General features: G+C 37.7%; 16 protein-coding genes. All 16 read right to left on the minus strand.

Annotated features, from left to right (window positions below):
* Positions 1–50: 50 nt before the first annotated feature.
* On the minus strand, positions 51–1,349 hold the full coding sequence (gene ftsA / locus QS62_RS10665; RefSeq protein WP_066110013.1) for a cell division protein FtsA: 1,299 nt from the start codon (positions 1,347–1,349) through the stop codon (positions 51–53).
* A gap of 5 nt (positions 1,350–1,354) precedes the next feature.
* Positions 1,355–2,203 carry a cell division protein FtsQ/DivIB gene (locus tag QS62_RS10670; RefSeq protein WP_066110015.1) on the minus strand — a complete coding sequence of 283 codons (849 nt, stop codon included), beginning with the start codon at positions 2,201–2,203 and terminating at the stop codon, positions 1,355–1,357.
* Entirely contained in the window at positions 2,200–3,132 is a 933-nt protein-coding gene (locus QS62_RS10675) for a D-alanine--D-alanine ligase (RefSeq protein ID WP_066110018.1), read from the minus strand. The genes QS62_RS10670 and QS62_RS10675 overlap by 4 nt, the downstream gene beginning before the upstream one ends.
* A complete protein-coding gene (murC, locus tag QS62_RS10680) occupies positions 3,133–4,575 on the minus strand; it encodes a UDP-N-acetylmuramate--L-alanine ligase (RefSeq protein ID WP_066110021.1) in 1,443 nt (480 codons plus the stop codon).
* A gap of 9 nt (positions 4,576–4,584) precedes the next feature.
* Positions 4,585–5,634, minus strand: coding sequence for an undecaprenyldiphospho-muramoylpentapeptide beta-N-acetylglucosaminyltransferase (gene murG, locus QS62_RS10685; RefSeq protein WP_066110024.1), 1,050 nt, complete (start codon positions 5,632–5,634; stop codon positions 4,585–4,587).
* 9 nt (positions 5,635–5,643) lie between these two features.
* Positions 5,644–6,819: a putative lipid II flippase FtsW gene (ftsW, locus tag QS62_RS10690; RefSeq protein ID WP_066110026.1), complete on the minus strand. Its 1,176-nt coding sequence runs from the start codon at positions 6,817–6,819 to the stop codon at positions 5,644–5,646.
* 16 nt (positions 6,820–6,835) lie between these two features.
* On the minus strand, positions 6,836–8,149 hold the full coding sequence (gene murD / locus QS62_RS10695; protein ID WP_066110029.1) for a UDP-N-acetylmuramoyl-L-alanine--D-glutamate ligase: 1,314 nt from the start codon (positions 8,147–8,149) through the stop codon (positions 6,836–6,838).
* A 25-nt stretch (positions 8,150–8,174) separates the two neighbouring features.
* Complete coding sequence (mraY, locus tag QS62_RS10700; RefSeq protein ID WP_066110032.1) at positions 8,175–9,257, minus strand: phospho-N-acetylmuramoyl-pentapeptide-transferase; 1,083 nt, start codon at positions 9,255–9,257, stop codon at positions 8,175–8,177.
* Complete coding sequence (gene murF / locus QS62_RS10705; RefSeq protein ID WP_066110034.1) at positions 9,251–10,645, minus strand: UDP-N-acetylmuramoyl-tripeptide--D-alanyl-D-alanine ligase; 1,395 nt, start codon at positions 10,643–10,645, stop codon at positions 9,251–9,253. The genes mraY and murF overlap by 7 nt, the downstream gene beginning before the upstream one ends.
* A 27-nt stretch (positions 10,646–10,672) precedes the next feature.
* Entirely contained in the window at positions 10,673–12,139 is a 1,467-nt protein-coding gene (gene murE, locus QS62_RS10710) for a UDP-N-acetylmuramoyl-L-alanyl-D-glutamate--2,6-diaminopimelate ligase (protein WP_066110036.1), read from the minus strand.
* 11 nt (positions 12,140–12,150) lie between these two features.
* Complete coding sequence (ftsI, locus tag QS62_RS10715) at positions 12,151–13,917, minus strand: peptidoglycan glycosyltransferase FtsI (RefSeq protein ID WP_066110037.1); 1,767 nt, start codon at positions 13,915–13,917, stop codon at positions 12,151–12,153.
* Between the two features lie 21 nt (positions 13,918–13,938).
* Entirely contained in the window at positions 13,939–14,259 is a 321-nt protein-coding gene (gene ftsL, locus QS62_RS10720; protein ID WP_066110039.1) for a cell division protein FtsL, read from the minus strand.
* On the minus strand, positions 14,256–15,221 hold the full coding sequence (gene rsmH / locus QS62_RS10725) for a 16S rRNA (cytosine(1402)-N(4))-methyltransferase RsmH (RefSeq protein ID WP_066110040.1): 966 nt from the start codon (positions 15,219–15,221) through the stop codon (positions 14,256–14,258). The genes ftsL and rsmH overlap by 4 nt, the downstream gene beginning before the upstream one ends.
* 15 nt (positions 15,222–15,236) lie before the next feature.
* Positions 15,237–15,695, minus strand: coding sequence for a division/cell wall cluster transcriptional repressor MraZ (gene mraZ, locus QS62_RS10730; RefSeq protein ID WP_066110042.1), 459 nt, complete (start codon positions 15,693–15,695; stop codon positions 15,237–15,239).
* Positions 15,696–15,976: 281 nt separating this feature from the next.
* Positions 15,977–16,774, minus strand: coding sequence for a transcriptional regulator ExuR (gene exuR, locus QS62_RS10735; protein ID WP_066110044.1), 798 nt, complete (start codon positions 16,772–16,774; stop codon positions 15,977–15,979).
* 130 nt (positions 16,775–16,904) lie between these two features.
* Positions 16,905–18,076 (minus strand): TRAP transporter large permease (locus QS62_RS10740; protein ID WP_066110048.1); only part of this gene is annotated, 1,172 nt, incomplete at its 5' end.

The raw sequence follows: 18,076 nt of genomic DNA on the forward strand, positions 1-18,076 counted from the left end.
ATTAAAAATATCATGACATTCTGTTTATTGTATGCCAAAAACCGAGAATATCAAAATTCAGACTTCACTTTATCTAAAAATTTTTTAAATAAACTGCCAATTTTGTTTGTTTTTGATAATTCTCCTGTCATTCCTTTGATTTGTGGCTGTACACCTGAAGATTGATGATAGGTATATTGTAATAAACCTAACACCGTTGCATATTGCGGTTTATCCACATAATCTGTCAATCCTGTGATATTGAGCGGTGTACCAATTTTCACTTGAACTTGTTGCCCAAACACTTCCGTCGCGCACTCTAGCATACCATCAATCAATGAACCACCACCAGTCAAGACAATACCGGCAATCAATTCAGAAGAGACATTTTTCTCTTTTAATTGTCTTTTCAGTTGATGCAACTCTTTATCGACCAAGGTTAATAATTCTTTATAACGTGCTGAAGTAATAATTGATAACGATTCTTTCGTTAATACTCTTGATGGACGACCGCCAATTCCCGGTACTTCAATCACTCTTTCTGCAGAATTACGTTTCTCTGGATTTGATAGTAAAACCGCACTACCGTAATTCACTTTAATATTTTCCGCATTTGTTCTTGAAGTAAAAATACCTTGCGCCACGTCATCAGTAACACGATTTCCTGCATAAGGAATCACTTTGCTATAACGTAATGAACCATCGGTAAACACCAAAATATCCATAGTGCCTGCGCCGATATCAATTAAACAAACACCAAGTTCTTTTTCTTCTTCACTTAATACTGAATAACTTGACGCTAATCCAGAAAAGACAATTTCATCTACTTTTAAGCCGCTGCGCTCAACAGCTTTACGTAAATTGATTAACCAATCTTGATGACACGCAATTAAATGCGCTTGTGCAGTTAATCGAACTCCCTGCAATCCTAATGGATTTTTAATATTGGTTTGTTGATCAACGGAATATTCTTGCGGAATAGCGTGTAATAAAGTTAAACCATCGCCCACTTTAACAGAACTTGCAATGTGCATAGCATCATCAATATCTGATTGTGTGACTTCACCAGATAATGCGACAAAACCACTTTCATTTAGGCTTTGGATATGTTCGCCAGTAATTGCTAAGGTAACGCGTGCAATTAATTTTAAATCTGCGACTGATTCTGCGGCTTCAATTGCTCGTCGAATAGAGTTCACCACAGCTTCTAAATCCGTAATACTTCCCTTATCAATTCCCTTTGATGGACAACTTCCCACACCAATGACATTTACTACACCATCAGGTAATAATTCACCAACAACTGCAATAACTTTTGATGTGCCTATTTCCAATCCGACAATTATTTGTGGTTCATCAATTTTAGCCATAATTATTATTCACTTTTATTTTGTGTGTTTTCTGTATTTTGTGGGGCATCAGCAAAACTTACTGCCGCTCCAGTATTATATCGCAAATCAATATAAGCAATTTTCTTATTCTCTGGGATTTCAATTTGTGGATAAATCGTTAGAAAGCGATCAATTTTATCTTTCCACTCACCGCGCCCTAATTTCAATATAATATCATTAGATAAGGTTACGTTCCACGAACCTCTATCATCAATTGTCACAAATTTTAACGTTATATTTTTGCCTTGCAGAATTTTACTTAAATCATACCAAGTTTTAAGAACTGTCACGCCCTGAAAATCAGGTCCTGATAAATGCGGTAAATTATCATCATTAATCTTCCCTTTTGGTAAACTAAAAATCGTACCATCGGAAGTTAAATAATTTACATCATTCCATTTTGCAGCAGGAATATATTCTGTCACACTAATATTTAATTGTGCTGGCCAGATTTTGCGAATCGAGATTGACTTAATCCAGGAGAGCGATTCAAACATTTTCTCAATCGATTCAACATCTTGTCCAAAATAACCTCTTAACCCTTGATGACTATCAGCATATTTTTTCAACATCTCACGTACATCATCATTTGTGGTAAATAAAGGATTTCCCTTTAAATTAAATGAATGAATTGGTGACGGATCGAGCTTTTCTAAAAACTCCATACGGTGAGAATAGCCATAATAGGCTATTCCCGCGATCACAATATACAAAATCAGTCTTAGCCAACCTTTCAAACTAATGAAAGGTTCACTCTTCTCTGGTTTACCATAATAGGAAACAGAAGAGCGGCTATAATTGGTGCGAGAGGCGTATTTTGTACGGTTTCTCATTCAGCACTCAACTCCAAAATTTTAACCACTAGTTGTGAAAAACTATAACCTACAACCTTAGCTGCCATTGGGAATAAACTATGGCTAGTCATACCCGGATTAGTATTCACTTCAACTAATCTAAATTGTCCTTCGGCATCAGTCATCACATCAATACGGCTCCAGCCACGACAGCCAACAATATCATAAGCTTGTTTCACTAACTGACGTAGTTCATCTTCTCTTGCATCACTTAAACCTGATGGGCAGAAATATTGAGTTTTATCTGAAATATATTTTGCTTCGTAATCGTAAAACTCACCTTCTGGTTTAATTAAAATTGAAGGTAACACTTCACCATCTAACACTGGCACTGAGAATTCTTCACCAGCTAACCACTCTTCAATCAGTACAGTGTCATCATGTGTAAGCGCTAAATCAACCGCTGCTGCTAACTCTTCAACTTTTTTTACTTTAGTTAAACCAACGCTTGAACCTTCTAGTGATGGTTTTACCATCAATGGTAAACCTAATTTATCAACAATCGCTTGTGCATTTAATGCAGCTCGAGTTTCACGAGTCACAATTTCCATTTCGGCAACTGGCAAACCAACTGCTTTCCACAACAACTTAGTACGCATCTTGTCCATAGTTAAGGCTGATGCCATCACCCCGCAACCTGTATAAGGAATGCCAAGTTGTTCTAGTAAACCTTGCAAAGAACCGTCTTCTCCACCTCGTCCATGCAAAATATTAAAGACACGCTCAAACCCTTGTTTTTTTAGTTCTTCTACTGGGAAAGTCTGCGGATCAACCGGATGTGCATTAAATCCTTCGGAACGTAAGGCTTCTAATACTGCAGCGCCAGAAACTAATGACACTTCACGTTCTGCAGAGTTACCACCTAATAATACGGCGATCTTTTGTTGTTTTAGTTGTTGAATGTCCATTTATTTGCTCCATAACTCAACAAGATGACGAGATAACTTACTTACGCTTCCAGCACCTTGAGCCAAAATTAAATCACCATCTTGTAGGACTTGATCCATAATCTCTGGTAATTGTGCAGGATCAGCAAGGAAAATTGGGTCAATTTTACCTAAATTACGAATAGAACGACATAAAGAACGGCTATCTGCTCCAGTGATTGGCGCTTCACCAGCCGGATAAACATCTAACATAATTAAGACATCGACTTGCGATAACACTTGTACAAAATCATCAAATAAATCGCGAGTACGGCTATAACGATGCGGTTGGAAAATCATCACAATACGTTTATTTTCCCAACCTTGACGGGCTGCCTGAATGGTAACATTCACTTCTGTTGGGTGATGACCATAATCATCAATCAACATCACTTTACCATTTGGACGAATAAAAGAACCCAGTTGGTCAAAACGTCTGCCTGCACCTTGGAAATCAGCTAACGCCGCCAAAATCGCTTCATTACTAATACCTTCTTCTTTTGCCACCACCAAAGCTGCGGTTGCATTTAATGCGTTATGACGTCCTGGTACATTTAACAATACTTCAATCTTTTCACCATTTGGACAAATCACAGTGTAATGCCCTTGGAAGCCGGTTTGGCTATAGTTCTCAATACGATAGTCTGCATGTTCACTAAAGCCATAAGTAATCACTTGGCGTCCAACTTTGGCAGTTAAAGTCTGCAACACTGGATCATCAGCGCACAATACAGCTAATCCATAAAATGGCAAATTATGTAAGAAATTAATATAGGTTTGTTTCATTTCTTCAAAATCGCCATGATAGGTATCCATATGGTCTGGTTCAATATTAGTCACTACCGAAACCATTGGTTGTAAATGCAAGAAAGAGGCATCACTTTCATCTGCTTCCGCAATTAAATAACGGCTTAAACCAAGATGAGCATTGGTGCCTGCTGACTTAACCAATCCCCCATTAACAAAGGTCGGGTCTAATTTTGCTTGTGCATAAATCATTGCAATCATCGCAGTTGTTGTGGTTTTACCATGTGTACCAGCCACTGCAATGCCATGACGGAAACGCATAATTTCTGCCAACATTTGTGCACGCTGAATAACTGGAATACGCGCTTCACGCGCTGCTGCTACTTCTGGATTATCAGGTTTAATCGCGCTTGATACCACCACTACACTCGCACCTGAAATATTGGTTGCTGCATGTTGTAAAAAGATTTTTGCGCCTAAACTTGCCAACCGCAATGTCACTGCATTCTCTTGAATATCCGATCCAGTAATATGGTAACCTTCATTCAGTAACACTTCTGCAATACCACCCATACCAGCACCGCCAATACCAACAAAGTGAATCTGTTTGACGCGGCGCATCTCTGGGATCACCATACGCACTTGATGTTGAAAATTTTCTCTAATTTTATCGTCCATGTAATTCTCTTATTTTGTAACTGAAATAATTGTTTCTGCGACTTGTTGTGCCGCTTTTGGTGCTGCTTTCGTTTGAGCCTTTTCCGCCATTGTCAATAACGTTTGGCGATCCCATTGTTGTAAATATGCCGCTACTTTCTCTGCGGTTAATTCAGCTTGTTCAATAATTGCTGCTGCGCCGGCATCAGCTAAATAGCGTGCATTTAAATACTGTTGGCGATCTTTATGTTGGAATGGTACAAAAATCGCTGGTACCCCTGCTGCGGCAATTTCACAGACAGTCAATGCACCAGAACGGCAAATCACTACATCTGCCCACGCATAGGCTGCCGCCATATCATCAATAAAATCACTCACTTCTACTTGGGCATCAGGTGCATAAAGCGCGCGAATTTGCTGACTATTACCTTGCCCAACCTGATGACGAATAATAATGCTATTGCCTAATTTTTCTGCAACTTTTGGCATCAATAAATTCAATACTCGTGCACCTTGGCTACCACCAAACACCAAAATCCGTAAAGCACCTTCTCGATTATTAAAACGTTGTTGCGGTGTTGGCAAACTAAACATATCTGCCCTAACTGGATTACCGACAACTTCAGCATCTGGAAAAGCATTAGGAAAAGCTTGTAATACTCGAGTAGCAATTTTCGCTAATAATTTATTGGTTAAACCCGCCACCGCATTTTGCTCATGCAAAATAACAGGTACGCCGCACAATTTTGCTGCTACACCACCAGGGCCAGAAACATATCCCCCCATCCCTAATACCGCATCAGGTTGATAGGCTTTGATAATTTTTTTCGCCTGCGATATTGCTCTCACAATTTTAAATGGTGCTTTTAATAAAGCCAATAAGCCTTTACCACGTAGTCCTGAAATTTCAATAAAGTGAATCTTAATACCATGTTTAGGCACTAAGTCGGCTTCCATACGATCTTTGGTACCCAGCCATTCAATCTGCCAGCCTTGTGCTTGTAAGACTCGTGCAACAGCAATCGCTGGAAAAACATGACCGCCAGTTCCTCCAGCCATAACTAATAAACGTTTTGTCATAAATTACTCTTAATCATCTCGTAAATGTGCATGCCCACTTGCTAACCGATTCTCATGATCGATCCGCATTAAAATACCAATCGCAATACACATAATAATTAAACTTGAACCACCATAACTGATTAGTGGGAATGTAAGACCTTTTGTTGGTAATAAGCCAATAGTTACGCCCAAATTCACGAAACCTTGGAAGAAAATCCAGAATGCAATACCAAAAGCAAAAAAGCCACGAAATTTAGCTTCTAATTTTAACGACTCTTTACCAATTTTTAAGGCACGAAATACCAAAGAAAATAGTAAAAAGACAATGACTAACACACCAATAAAACCAAATTCTTCACCAATAATGGCAAGCACAAAGTCAGTATGTGCCTCTGGTAAATATTCTAATTTTAAGATGGAATTACCTAATCCTTGACCAAAAAACTCCCCGTTACCAAATGCCATTAATGAGTTTGACAATTGATAGCCTGTACCAAAAGCATCGGCAAAAGGATCCATATAAGAAGTAACCCGCTTCATTCGGTATGGCGAAATTACAATTAAAAACATTAATAAGCCTGCGCCAGCTCCAATCAGCAAGAAAAACTGGAAAATTTTTGCGCCGGCAATAAACAACATACCAAATGTAATGACGAATAATACAACACTACTTCCCAAGTCCGGTTGCAACAGCAAAAACAAAATTAAGATACTGCAAACAATGGTCGGTCGTATAAAGATAAGTTGTCGTGTTGTCACTACATCATATTTGCGCACAAAAAAGCTGGAAAGATAACAAATTAACGCTAATTTCGCTAATTCAGCTGGCTGGAAATTAACAAAGCCTAATGAAATCCAACGCGTTGCCCCGTTAATATTACGACCAACAATTAACACCACTATCAGTGAACATAGCGCAATTAAGTATAACCACGTGCTCCATTTTTCCCATTTCTCCATTGGAATTTGCAGCACAAAAAAGAACATCGCCAATCCAGTAATAATATAAATACCATCACGGATCGCAAAATAGAGCGGGTCATTATACAGCTTTGCTGCAGTAGTAAATGATGCCGTTGTTACTGCAACAAAACCAATAAATAATAGAATAATGAACAATAAAAATAAGGTACGATCATATAAAGACGATTGCGGTGTAATACGTCCCCAGCGCCAAAAGCCATCTTTTATTCTCGATAACATTAAACCTTACCTTTATTTATTGTTTAGCTAAACGAGCAAAATCATTGCCGCGTACTTCAAAATTAGCAAACTGATCCCAACTCGCACAAGCTGGTGATAATAGCACCATATCGCCTGCTTGCAACAATGGACGAATCACATTAATCGCTTGTTCCATGGTATCCACAATAACACTTTGAGTTGATAATGCCGCTAATGCTGCTTTATCTTGTCCAAAGCAATAACAGAAAATATTAGGTTTATTAATTAGTGGTTTTAAATCGCTAAAATCTGCTCCTTTGCCATCACCACCAAGTAATAAATATAGACGACCTGCTACTTCCAAACCATTTAAAGCCGCTTGCGTACTGCCTACATTGGTCGCTTTAGAATCATTAATCCAACGTACGCCATTTGCTTGATGTACAGTTTGGAAACGGTGATCTAAGCCACCAAAAGTTTGCAATGCTTGCACAATACCTTTTTCAGGAACATTAACCGCTTCCGCTAACGCAATAGCAGCGAGTGCATTCATATAATTATGGCGACCACTTAATTTCATTTCCTCAACAGATAATAGGCGTTTAGTTGGCGTATTGAGATAAGTTTTGCCTGATTCAGTGGTTAAATAATAATCTGCATCTTGTGCGGCAAAACTGAAAACTGTTTGTTGTTCCTCGTGATTATCAGGATAAGTCAAGCGATCTTCATGATTAACAACAATAGTTTTTGCATTTTGATAAACACGTAATTTTGCCTGACGATAATCCTCTAAATCACGATAACGATTCATATGATCTTCGGAAATATTCAAGATCGTTGCAGCAGCTGCTTTTAAACTATAAGTCGTTTCTAATTGGAAACTTGAAAGCTCTAATACATACAAATCACAGCCTTTATCTAACAAGGAAAGCGCTGGAATACCAATATTACCGCCAATGCCGACTTTTATATCGCCAGCTTTTGCCATTTCATAAACTAATGTGGTTACGGTACTTTTACCATTAGATCCGGTAATTGCGACAATTGGCGCTGTTGCTTCACGACAAAATAGTTCAATATCACCAACGATTTCCACACCAGCAGCAACGGCTTGTTGAATTTCTGGTGTTTTTACTGCAATCCCTGGACTTAAGACAATTAAATCACTGTTAACCAACCATTCAGTATTTAAACTACCTGTATGAACAGGAACGTCTGCTGGCAATTGATCTAAACCTGCTGGATGTTGGCGTGTATCAATCACTTGCAATTTAACATTTTTGCCAACGAAATAATCAACACAAGATAATCCTGTTTTACCTAAACCAACGATAGTGACGGTTTTCCCTGTATAATCCCAATTAGACATTGTTATCTGTCCCCTCAAATACCACTTAACGTAATTTCAACGTTACTAATCCTAACAACACCAAAATCAAGGAAACAATCCAAAAACGGACAATAACGCGTGGTTCTGGCCAGCCTTTTAATTCAAAATGATGGTGAATCGGCGCCATACGGAAAATACGTTGTTTTCTTAATTTGTATGATCCCACTTGTAAAATTACTGACAATGTTTCAATAACAAAAACACCGCCCATAATGACTAATAAAAATTCTTGTCTTACTAAAACAGCAATCGTACCGATTGCACCACCTAATGATAAAGAACCAACATCTCCCATAAATACTTGTGCTGGATAAGTATTAAACCAAAGGAAACCTAAGCCAGCACCAACAATGGCAGTACAAACAACCACTAATTCAGCACTGAATTTAATATAAGGAATATGTAGATAATCTGCGAAATTGAAGTTACCAGTTGCCCAAGCAATTAAGGCAAATGCAGCAGCAACTAATACTGTTGGCATAATCGCCAAACCATCTAAGCCGTCAGTTAAATTCACTGCGTTACTGGTACCAACGATCACAAAATAAGACAACACAATATAGAACAAACCGAGTTGCGGCATAATTTCTTTAAAGAATGGTACTACCAATACCGTTGCATTAGTATCTTTACCAATCCAGTACATTCCGATTACGGCAATTAACGCCACAAAAGAGAGCCAGAAATATTTCCAACGTGCAATTAAGCCATCTGTGTTTTTACGCACCACTTTACGGTAATCATCAATAAAACCGACTGCACCATAACCAAATAGCACAAATAGCACAAACCACACATATGGATTTTCTAGATTTGCCCATAACAAGGTACTAACACCAATAGAGGCTAAAATCATAATACCGCCCATTGTCGGCGTACCACGTTTACTAAAATGGCTTTGTGGGCCGTCATCACGTACAACTTGGCCAATTTGCAACATTTGTAATCTGGTAATGACTTTAGGACCAATCCATAAACAGAACAATAATGCAGTTAATAACGCTAAAATTGCACGAACAGTAATATATGAAAAGACATTAAAAAAAGTGTGATACTTGACTAAAAATTCACTAATCCAAACTAACATTGTCCAAAACCTTTAAATGCTTCCACAATCTCTTCCATTTTCATTGAACGAGATCCTTTCACTAATAATAAAATTGTTTTTCCTGCCTGCAGTTGTTCTGTTACATATTGTTGCAACGCAGTAATTAACTCTGCTTTCTGTTGATAATGTTCGCCGCCACAACGAGCACTAATAGCTCGGCTATAATGGCCAAAACTAAATACTTTGCTTAAATTTGCTTGATGTGCTGCTTCAGCAACTTGTTGATGGCATTGCTCTGTACTTTCACCCAACTCCGCCATATCTCCGACTGCTAAAATTTTGATCGCTTGTGTTGCTTGTTGTAACACTGCAATGGCTGCTTTTAATGAATCCACATTGGCATTGTAAGTATCATCCAAAATAGTAAATTGCGGATTCACTATAACAGGAAAGAGTCTGCCTTTTACTCGTTTACCTGCGGCTAAGCCTGCTTTAATATCTTGTAACGAAGCGCCCAAAGCTAACGCTAAAGAAGCTGCTGCTAACGCATTGCTGATATTATGTTCCCCTAAATAAGGTAAATCGATTGCAATTTCTCCTTGTGGTGTACATAACACAAAATGATAACCTTCGGCATAAGGTGTTATCGCTTTCGCATAGACATCAGCTTGTGCTGAATTGATCGAAAATTGTTGGATAGGATGATGGCCAATATTTTGCTGCCAGAAATTGAGATATTGACAGTTTGCATTAACAATCGCCACACCGTTTGACGTTAAACCTTGATAAATTTCGCCTTTTGCTTTAGCAACACCTTCCACTGAGCCAAATCCCTCTAAATGCGCTGGCGCGACATTATTGACTAAAGCTACGTCTGGACGTGCTAATTGTGTGGTATAAGCAATTTCACCTGCATGATTAGCACCAAGCTCAATCACTGCATAACGGTGTGCATTAGTTAAACGTAATAGCGTTAATGGCACCCCAATATCATTATTAAAATTACCTGCGGTAAACAATACTTCATCTGGTGAATTCACCGTATGTTGCAAAATCGCGGCAGTCATCTCTTTTACTGTTGTTTTACCTGATGAACCTGTCATCGCAGCCACTTTAGGATTGACTTGTAATCTTACCCAAGCGGCTAATTGTCCTAATGCTTTTTTTGTATCTGCAACCACTAATTGCGGTAATGGAATATTAGGGTTAGCTTGTTCTACTACCAAAATCTTTGCGCCTTGTTGATACACGCGATCAAGAAATTGGTGAGCATCAAAACTTTCTCCCCTTAAGGCAAAAAAAATACTGCCGCAACAATTTGTGCGGCTATCAGTTGTTACACTATCTACTTCAATGTCAGCTTGAGGTGGGTTAATTTCTTGTGCAGCTAACAACTTACTTAAAGTAGAAAAATTAATTGTGATCATTTGTTATTCTTCTTTATGTTATTTGTGTTATGTCAATCCCAGCAATCGTGACACAATCTCACGATCAGAAAAATGGTATTTGGTTTGTCCAATAATTTGGTAATCTTCGTGTCCTTTGCCTGCTACCAAAATAAGATCATTTGGTGCTGCTTGTGAAAAAGCATACTCTAATGCCTGTTCACGGCGATGAATTATAGTAGCGTTATTTGGAAAGTCTAGCCCTTGTACAATATCATTTATAATTGCGGCAGCATCTTCAGTACGCGGATTATCGTCTGTAATAATCACTTTATCCGCCAATCGTTCCGCAATCTTCGCCATCTGTGGACGTTTACCTTTATCACGATCACCACCGCAACCAAACACACACCACAATTGTCCATGGCAATGTAATTTAGCCGCTAATAATGCTTTTTCTAACGCATCTGGTGTATGTGCGTAATCTACAACTGCCGTTGGTCGGTTTTCGGCAGTAAAGCGTTCCATTCTGCCGCAAACACCTTCAAGTTGAGAGGCGGTAGCGCTTAATTGCGCTAAAGAGTAGCCCAATGATAATAGCGTTGCAGTAGTAAGTAATAAGTTAGCGACATTGAACTCACCAATAAGTTTGGAATGAAAAGTGGCATCACCCCAACTAGAAGAGAAATGAATCGTGGCACCTTGTGGGTGATATTCAATACGTGTAGCTTTTAACCATTGTGAATGGTTGGGTTGGAATCTTGCATTTAAACTCACTGCAACTGCATCAGGCAATTCTTGCAGCCATTGTTGTCCCACTTCATCATCAGCATTAATAATACGTTGTTGTACATCTAATTCAGTGAACAATATTTTCTTGGCGGCGGCGTATGCAGCTAAAGTGTGGTGATAATCTAAATGATCGCGGCTCAAGTTAGTAAATACCGCAGCATTAAAATGTAACGCTGCAACACGTTGTTGTACCAAACCATGTGAAGAAACTTCCATTGCCACAAAATCTGCGCCATGCTTAACAAAATCTGCTAAATTACGTTGAATTTCTACCGCAGAACCTGTGGTATTAGTTGCTGGTTTAATTTGTTGATAGAAACCATTACCAATGGTACCCATCACCGCACTACATTTACCAAGTAAATGAGTCCATTGAGTTAATAAATTTGCAATCGTGGTTTTACCATTTGTACCAGTTACTCCCACTAATGTTACTTGACTAGAAGGCTGCTGATAAAACTCACCCGCCAATTGGGATAATTGCTTAGCTAGTTGATAAACATAGATAACAGGAATATTGTTCTGCCAAGTTAATCGCGCTTTATCTTGTACATCTTCACTCTCTAAAATAATCGCTGCAGCGCCAGCATCAATCGCTTGTGGTACAAATTTTCTACCGTCAATTTGATGTCCAATTAAGCCGACAAAAACATCCCCTTTTTTTACTGCTCGGCTATCTAATTGCATTTCCTGTAATGGTTGATCTGGTAAGGTTAAATTAAAGTAACGGCTTAAGCGCTGCATTTTGATTTTCCTTAATTATCTCGTTGATTTTCACTCTTTAGTGTATCAATACGTACAACGCGTTTTGCACTCTTAACCTCACCTTCAATACCATCAGGTGTAATATTTTTTGCACGTAAAGTATGTCCCATAATCTTTGAGAATACTGGCGCAGAAATTGCACCACCATAATATTTACCTGCGGTTGGATTATTAATCAAAATTACCAATGCAAATTGAGGATCACTCGCCGGTGCGATACCAGCTGTATAGGCAATATATTTATCCACATATTGGCCATTTTCCAATTTTTTCGCTGTACCTGTTTTAATTGCCACACGATAACCCGGTACCGCAGCAGCAATACCACCACCACCCGGTTGTGCAACGCTCTCCATCATTTTCACCACTTCACGAGTCACTTTTTCTGAATAAATACGCTCTCCAATTACTGGTGGATCGACTTTTGTAATAGAAAGCGGACGATAGACACCAAAACTACCCAATGCCACATAAGCACGTGCCAATTGCAAAGGTGTTACGGTTAAACCATAACCATACGCCACTGTAGCACGTTCAATATCTGCCCAGCGTTTACGATTTAATGGTAAAGTCCCTGATTGTTCACCAACCAAACCTAAATTAGTCGGCATACCAAAACCGGCTTTGTGATAAGTATTCATCAATACAGAAATTGGCATTTGTAAGGATAGGCGGCTTACCCCAACGTTACTCGATTTTTGTAGAATTCCTGTAATGGATAATTCATTACGTGGTGCCACGTCACGAATAGTATGCCCATTGACCACAAACGGTTTAGTGTTAATCACTGTATCTGGAGAGATGATCTTTTGTGTCAATGCAGTTAATACCACAAATGGTTTTACTGTTGAACCTGGTTCAAAGGTATCGGTAATCGCACGATTACGGCGTAATTCCGCTTGTGAACCAAAAATACTATTTGGGTTATAAGATGGTGCAGTTGCCATTGCTAAGATTTCACCAGTACTAATCTTAACTAACACCGCCGTACCTGATTCCGCTTTGTTTTCTGCTACTGCCTTTTTAATTTCGCGGAATACCATTGATTGCAAATGACGATCGATACTTAATGTAACATCGTGAGCATCATATTTTTGCGTACTAGAAATATTCTCAATAATATTACCCGATTTATCTCGACGATAAGTTTTAGAACCTGATTTGCCAATTAATAAGGAGTCAAAACTCTTTTCAATCCCTTCAATACCTTGTCCATCAATATTGGTATAACCTAATAATTGTGCAGACTCTTCCACAGTTGGATAAAAACGGCGATATTCCTTGCGCATAGAAATACCAGTGATTTTTAAATCACGAATATATTTCGCCATTGTTGGTGAAATTTGGCGATCTAAATAGACGAAACGAGATTTAGGATTTTTATTTAAACGATTGATAACATCTGATAATGGGACATTCAATGTTTCTGCTAAACGCTGCCAACGTTCTTTTTCCATCAATGAATTTTTTTCAAAAATTTCTTTTGGATCGGCAATAATTGAATAGTTTTCAACACTCACCGATAACAATTCACCATTACGATCAAGAATATCACCACGAATATAAGGGATTTGTTCAGTACGCAATGAACGTTTATTACCTTCTGCAATATAAAAATCAGCATTAATTAATTGAACATAGGCTGCTCTTGCAATTAATGCAATTAAACCTGCAATAATGAAGACTATCGCAAAAATATAGCGTCCTTTAGAAAAACTACTTGTTTGTTGTAATGATTTCTTTTTGACCCTTACCATTGTAGTACCCAGTTATCTAATTTATTCAATAATTAATACTTCTTGTTCATCTTGCGTCGATTGCATACCTAGTTGACGAGCGATCCCTTCGATTCTAGTACGATCGCTCAATGCACTATCTTCTAAGCGCAAATTCAATGCCTCACTTTGTAATGCTTGATATTCTGTTTGTAGCTGATTTTTTTCATTAATTGCTAAACGGGTTAAATGGGTAATCCATACTGTTGAAACTGCCGTAATTAATAATGCAATCAATAACAACATCACCGTTTTATTCGCTTGGAAAATATCATCTACAATAATTCGCCATAATGGGTAGCGATCATAAGTTTTAAAAATCATCTTAATCTCTCCGCTACTCGTAATACTGCACTTCTTGAACGAACATTTACGGCAAGTTCCTCATCACTCGCCATAATCGCCTTACCAATAATTTTTAATTTCTGATTACGTTCAATTTGATCTTCAGTTAATGGCAATCCTTTTGGAATTTCCTCTCCTTTACTCTGTTTCTTCATAAAGCGTTTTACTAAACGATCTTCTAAGGAGTGGAAACTAATAATGGCTAATCTGCCCTCTGGCGCCAAAACCTCAAGTGCAGAATTTAAAATCTTCTCTAACTCTTCTAATTCGCTATTAATAAAAATACGAATAGCTTGGAAACTTCGGGTTGCTGGATGTTTATGTTTCTCTTTTACTGGAATTGATTGAGCAATTAACTGCGCCAATTGCAATGTGCGTGTTAATGGCTCAGTTTTATTTTGCAAAGCTTGACGATTAAATTCGACAATATTGTGTGCAATACGCTTTGCAAAACGTTCTTCGCCAAAGGTTTTTAATACCCAAGCCAAATCGCTTTCTGAAACTTGTTGCAACCATTCCGCCGCAGAAAGCCCTTTAGAACTATCCATTCGCATATCTAACGGACCATCTTGCATAAAACTAAAGCCACGTTCTGCATTATCTAATTGTGGTGAAGAAACACCGAGATCGAGCAAAATGCCATCAACTTTGCCGATTAACGCATATTTTTCACAAATAGCTTTAATCTCAGAGAAAGTACTATGTTCAATGGAAAAACGCGAATCTTGAATTGCTTGTGCTGCTAAAATAGCTTCTGGGTCACGATCAATAGCTAATAAACGTCCATTTTCACCCAATTCAGATAAAATTTTGCGCGAATGTCCGCCACGACCAAAAGTACCATCAATATAGATACCATTTGGTTTCAAAGACAATCCCTCTACTGCTTCATTCAGCAAAACAGTAAAGTGTGCAGGATCTGAATAGGTTACTTGTTCCATATGAATAAAACTCGCTTATAAAAACAAAGTTCTTAACTCATCAGACGTTGCCATCGTACCACTGCTACCAATTTGAATGTCTTCTGCAATTTGTTGTTGCCATTTTTCAGCTTGCCAAATTTCAAATTTATTGAGCTGACCAACAAGCATAATCTCTTTTTCTAGGGCGGCATGTTGTCTTAATGCAGGGCTAAGAAGAATTCGACCAGTTTTATCCAGTTCACATTCCGTTGCGTATCCCAACATAACACGTTGTAAACGTCGTCCAGTTTCATCAAAGTTCGGTAATTGCAGTAATTTTTGTTCGACGATTTCCCATTCAGATAATGGGTATAACAATAGACAAGGTTGGCGAATATCAGCAGTACAAATTAACTGTCCGTGTTCTTTCTCTTGTAGTTCTAGACGATAACGAGTGGGAATCGCTAAACGACCCTTAGCATCAAGATTAATGAGAGATGCACCTCGAAACATACTCGTTACCTATAAAATGAGTTAAAAGGAAGAATTTATTACCACTATTTACCACAATTTACCACTTTCCGTTAGTCTATTATCAGATATGGATTATTGCAAGTAATTCATTATCATTTTTGCGAATTAGGTGTATTAATGTGATAAAACACACAAATAATATTCAATGTGAAATGACGGTTATTTAACTTTTGAATACTTTTGGTTTGAAATTAATAAGATGTGGAGAATAGAAAGAGAGATAAAAATATAGAAAGGTAAAAAGATTAACCCATTAAAGGTTAATCTTTTACAGTATCTTTCAATGAAAAAAGACTTTGAGATAAATGAATAACAGGATTATCAGAAAACATATATTTATCGATACTAATTTCAAAATCGTCATTCGCACCATTAAATAACATTTGTTTAGTATGTTCTAAATGTTTCCACATTGCGATTTTCGCCGCTTCCGAATCTTTTTTCATTAATGCTTGCAGAATTTCATCATGTTCATTACACCAACTATCAATAGAACGTGAATCAATATGATCATGCAATTTACGCCAATATGGATTTAAAATTCTTTGTTGCCACATTTCTTGGACAATTGTTACCAAAGCACTATTTCGAGTAATTTGTGCAATTTTAGTATGGAATTTCAAATCCCATTCAGAATCTCTAAAACGATCTTCTTGTCTAGCATTTTTTTGAATTTCCATTAAATCAATAATATCTTCTTTCGTTACTTGTGTTGCGGCAAATTCAGCAATAATACTTTCGATTAATTGACGTGCTTGTAATAATTCAAACGGACCACATTTCGAAAATTCTAAGCCTTTAGGTTCATTCAGTTGAGAGGCATCTTTCGGTGCCGAAGCAATAACATGAATGCCAGATCCTTTTTTTACTTCGACATAGCCTTCCACTTCTAACATAATGATCGCTTCTCTCACCACCGTTCTACTGACATTCATTTCTTCTGAAATAAATCTTTCAGCAGGCAATTTATCACCAACTTTATAAACTCCTGAAATAATTCGGTTTTTGAGATCTTGTGCTAACTGTTGATAAAGTCTTTGGTTATCAGTCAACTTCATTTGATATCATACCTATTTAAACGAGATTCACGCTAAAAATTATATCATAGCATACAATTTTTATTCTAAATTTCAGAAAAAATTGTTGCTATTGTTCTAATAAGTTATAAAACAATAGCAACAAAGCAGATTAGATACCTAATAAATTAGGTAAGAAGAGAGAAAGTTGTGGTATATAAGTTACCATAAATAGCGTTACTAAAAGGACTGCAAAAAACGGTAACATTGGTTTAATCAGATTTTGTAATTTAACACCAGAAACAGAGCACCCGACAAATAACGCACTACCCACAGGCGGAGTACACAAACCAATACAGAGGTTAAAGATCATCATAATACCGAAATGTACTGGATCCATACCTAAATCAGTTACGATTGGTAAGAAAATTGGCGTAAAGATTAGTACCGCTGGTGTCATATCCATAAACACACCAATGATTAATAATAAGATGTTAATAATCAATAAGATAACAATTAAATTATCTGAAACACTTAACAATAAATCATTAATCATATATGGAATATCTGCATTCGTCATTGCCCATGACATTGCCACTGAAACCCCAATTAAGAATAAAACAATTGAAGTTGTTACCACAGATTCTAAGATAATTTTCGGTAATTCTGATAACTTAATTTCTCGATAAATCACAACAGACAAGATAAATGTATAGACTACCGCAATAGCTGAAGCTTCTGTCGCAGTAAAAATACCACCTAGAATACCGCCAATTACCACAACCACCATCAGCAAACTTGGAATTGCGTCTAATGCATATTTGATCACTAAAGCTAATGTTGGTTTCTCTGATACAGGATAATTATGTTTTTTAGCAATAATGTAATTAACCACCATAATCCCTATTCCCATTAAGAAACCAGGGACATATCCAGCCATAAATAGTGTTGCAACAGAAATCCCACCAGCAGTTAATGCATATACAATCATCACATTAGACGGCGGAATCAATAATCCAGTAATACAAGAAGAAACATTAATTGCAGCGGAATAAGCTGGATCATATCCTGCTTTCTTTTGTAATGGTGCCATAGTGCCACCAACAGCCGCAGCGGCAGCAACGGCTGATCCAGAAATCGAACCAAACATCATATTCGCCATGACGTTTACATGTCCTAATGATCCTGGAATTCTACCTACTAACACTTGAGAGAAGTTGATCAATCTTGTTGCAATACCTCCGCTATTCATTAGAGATCCTGCCAAGATAAAAAATGGTATTGCCAACAAAGAGAAGCTATCCAATCCAGTAGCCACTTTTTGTCCAGAATGTAGTGATCCAC

The organism is Gallibacterium salpingitidis, from assembly GCF_001678495.1.
Classification (GTDB): Bacteria; Pseudomonadota; Gammaproteobacteria; order Enterobacterales; family Pasteurellaceae; genus Gallibacterium; species Gallibacterium salpingitidis.

Coding starts and splice junctions, on each gene's coding strand:
- murC (WP_066110021.1), bottom strand. CDS start 4,575: ATGGACGATAAAATTAGAGAAAATTTTCAACATCAAGTGCGTATGGTG.
- murD (WP_066110029.1), bottom strand. CDS start 8,149: ATGTCTAATTGGGATTATACAGGGAAAACCGTCACTATCGTTGGTTTA.
- murG (WP_066110024.1), bottom strand. CDS start 5,634: ATGACAAAACGTTTATTAGTTATGGCTGGAGGAACTGGCGGTCATGTT.
- exuR (WP_066110044.1), bottom strand. CDS start 16,774: ATGAAGTTGACTGATAACCAAAGACTTTATCAACAGTTAGCACAAGAT.
- murE (WP_066110036.1), bottom strand. CDS start 12,139: ATGCAGCGCTTAAGCCGTTACTTTAATTTAACCTTACCAGATCAACCA.
- rsmH (WP_066110040.1), bottom strand. CDS start 15,221: ATGGAACAAGTAACCTATTCAGATCCTGCACACTTTACTGTTTTGCTG.
- ftsW (WP_066110026.1), bottom strand. CDS start 6,819: ATGTTATCGAGAATAAAAGATGGCTTTTGGCGCTGGGGACGTATTACA.
- murF (WP_066110034.1), bottom strand. CDS start 10,645: ATGATCACAATTAATTTTTCTACTTTAAGTAAGTTGTTAGCTGCACAA.
- QS62_RS10675 (WP_066110018.1), bottom strand. CDS start 3,132: ATGGACATTCAACAACTAAAACAACAAAAGATCGCCGTATTATTAGGT.
- ftsL (WP_066110039.1), bottom strand. CDS start 14,259: ATGATTTTTAAAACTTATGATCGCTACCCATTATGGCGAATTATTGTA.
- ftsA (WP_066110013.1), bottom strand. CDS start 1,349: ATGGCTAAAATTGATGAACCACAAATAATTGTCGGATTGGAAATAGGC.
- mraY (WP_066110032.1), bottom strand. CDS start 9,257: ATGTTAGTTTGGATTAGTGAATTTTTAGTCAAGTATCACACTTTTTTT.
- mraZ (WP_066110042.1), bottom strand. CDS start 15,695: ATGTTTCGAGGTGCATCTCTCATTAATCTTGATGCTAAGGGTCGTTTA.
- ftsI (WP_066110037.1), bottom strand. CDS start 13,917: ATGGTAAGGGTCAAAAAGAAATCATTACAACAAACAAGTAGTTTTTCT.
- QS62_RS10670 (WP_066110015.1), bottom strand. CDS start 2,203: ATGAGAAACCGTACAAAATACGCCTCTCGCACCAATTATAGCCGCTCT.